This is a genomic window from Holdemanella sp. (assembly GCF_056804935.1).
The window spans coordinates 1-2,724 of sequence record NZ_DBMEXE010000218.1 but is presented as its reverse complement, the minus strand read 5'-3'; the positions used below and the strand labels follow the sequence as shown (position 1 = coordinate 2,724).

The window sequence follows — 2,724 nt, the reverse complement described above, 5'->3', positions numbered from 1 at the left end:
TAGTGGCAATAATTTATACTATCATTCATGGAGAAAAGAGAATAGTACTCATAGTAATGAAATTGATTTCTTAATACGTTCAAAAAATAAAATCATTCCAATTGAAGTAAAATCATCTGCAACAAAGAGTCATATTTCAATGGATGAATTCTGCAAGAAATATTCGCATGAAGTAGGACGAAGATTCTTGTTTTCACAGAAAGATTTTTCGAAAGATGGGATGTTGGAGTTAAAGCCTATTTACGCAGTTCCATTTTTGTTAGAAAATCTTTAAATAATGTATTTTAATCTTTGATATAATAATAGAGTTGAAATGAGGTAAATAAACTTATGGATGAAAATATAATTTCCTTAATTGCGAAAGAGCTGAATATTGCGATTTCTCAAGTTAAGAATACATTGGAATTATTAGAAGAAGGAGCTACAGTTCCTTTTATTGCGCGTTATCGTAAAGAGCGTACAAAAGGTTTGGACGAAGAACAAATTCGTGTCATTCAAGAAAATTATGCGTATCAAGTGAATTTAGCTAAGCGTAAGGAAGAAGTCTTAGCTCGTATTGAAACATTAGGAAAATTGGATGATGAAATTATAAAGAATGTCAACGCATGTACAAAACTATCACAAGTAGAAGATATTTATCGTCCTTACAAACAAAAGAAAAAGACTCGTGCAAGTGTTGCAATTGCCAATGGTCTACAGCCATTAGCCGATACTTTTATGTCTTTTCCTCGTTATTTTAAAGAAACAGAATTAGATGCTTATATCAATGAAAATGTAAAAGACAGAGACGCTGTCATTCAAGGTGCATGCGATATCATTGCCGAAAAAGTGAGTGATGATGTGGATGTGCGTAATAAAATATTGGATTCAATGACAAATTTTGGTCGTATTGTTACAAGTGAAAAGAAAGATCATGAAGACGATCATAAAGTCTATAAGATGTATTATGACTATTCAGAAAGAGTGAATACATTAGCACCGCATCGAGTTATGGCCATTGATCGTGGGGAAAAAGAAAAAGTATTAAATGTTTCGATTTCCTTTAATGAAGAATATATCGAAAACTGGGTATGCCGAAGATTTATTCGCTTTACTAACAGTGGTACAAGTGAGTATGTTCGTGCTGCTATTTTAGATGGTTTAAAAAGACTTGCCTATCCTTCCATTGAAAGAATGGTTCGTTCAGCTTTAAGTGAAAAGGCACATGAATCAAGTATTGATGTATTCTCTATGAACTTAGAAAAACTTTTACTTCAACCACCTATGAAAGATAAAGTGATTCTAGGCTTTGATCCTGCCTTTAGAACCGGATGTAAATTGGCTGTTATTGATGCATCGGGTAAAAAATTAACTGTCGATGTGATTTATCCACATCAGCCAAATGCGAAAGTAAGAGAGTCTGAACAAAAATTAGTTCAATTATGTAAAGAATATCATGTGAATTTAATTGCGATTGGCAATGGTACGGCAAGTCGAGAAAGTGAAGCTTTCGTTGCGAATACAATCAAAAAATTTAATTTACCAGTATCTTATACCATTGTTTCTGAAGCAGGTGCTAGCGTATATAGTGCTTCTAAATTAGCTATTGAAGAATTCCCAGACTTACATGTTGAACAAAGAAGTGCCATTTCTATTGCACGAAGACTGATGGATCCACTTTCAGAACTAATCAAGATTGACCCTCAATCGATTGGTGTTGGTCAATATCAACATGATTTGCCAACCGCAAGATTAAAAGAACGTTTGGATTTCGTAGTTGAAAAAGCTGTTAACCGCGTTGGCGTAAATATCAATACAGCCAGTGTTTCTTTACTTAAAAATGTGGCAGGATTAAACAATGCGAGTGCATCAAGTATTGTGTCATATCGTGAAGAAAATGGAAAAATTGAATCGCGTACACAAATCAAGAAGATTCCTAAGATTGGCCCAAAAGCCTTTGAACAAGCAGCTGGATTCTTGCGTATTGAAGATGGAAAAGAACCGTTGGATCGTACAAGCATTCACCCTGAATCGTATAAGGCAACGAAAGTATTGTTGAAGGAATTAGGTCTGGATACTTCGGATTTGGGAACACAAAAGGCAAAAGACGTGATTTCTAATTGTGATACAAAACAATTGATGCAAGACACAGGATTAGATAGTTATACATTGAAGGATATCTTAGATGCGATTTGTATGCCACTTAGAGATTATCGAGATAAATATGATGCGCCATTACTAAGAAAAGATGTATTGGAAATCGAAGACTTACATATTAATGATAAGCTAGAAGGTACAGTACGTAATGTGGTTGACTTTGGTGCCTTTGTCGATATTGGACTACACGAAGATGGTTTAGTTCACGTTTCAAAGATGAGTACAAAACGAGTAAAACATCCAAGTGATGTTGTTTCTGTAGGAGATATTGTTACGGTATGGGTATACAATATTGATCAGGAGAAACAAAAGGTACAACTAACAATGGTCAATCCAAATTGACAATCAACAAACCGAGGTTTATTATCTTTACAAATGTAGGACAACGCATTGTTGTCCTTTTAATTTACGCTTTTGGCTTTAGCCAGTTGAGTACGAAGTACGAAACAACAAAACCACCTGCTATGCGGGTGGTATCAAAAAAATATTATACAAAATAATCACCATTCTTTCTATAATGAAGGTGTTCAAGCTATCAAAATAAGAAAGAATGGTGATTATAATGGCTAATAAAGCAAACTCTTTAGC

General features: G+C 34.2%; 2 protein-coding genes. Both read left to right on the top strand.

What is annotated here, in order from left to right:
- Positions 1-274: DUF4143 domain-containing protein (locus ACZQCL_RS08475; RefSeq protein ID WP_482482779.1), on the top strand; the 274-nt coding region annotated here is incomplete at its 5' end.
- 56 nt (positions 275-330) lie between these two features.
- Positions 331-2,478: a Tex family protein gene (locus ACZQCL_RS08470; protein ID WP_443668779.1), complete on the top strand. Its 2,148-nt coding sequence runs from the start codon at positions 331-333 to the stop codon at positions 2,476-2,478.
- The last annotated feature ends 246 nt before the right edge of the window (positions 2,479-2,724 follow it).

Excerpts from the sequence above, each read along its gene's own strand:
- ACZQCL_RS08470 (WP_443668779.1), top strand. The coding sequence starts at position 331 with ATGGATGAAAATATAATTTCCTTAATTGCGAAAGAGCTGAATATTGCG.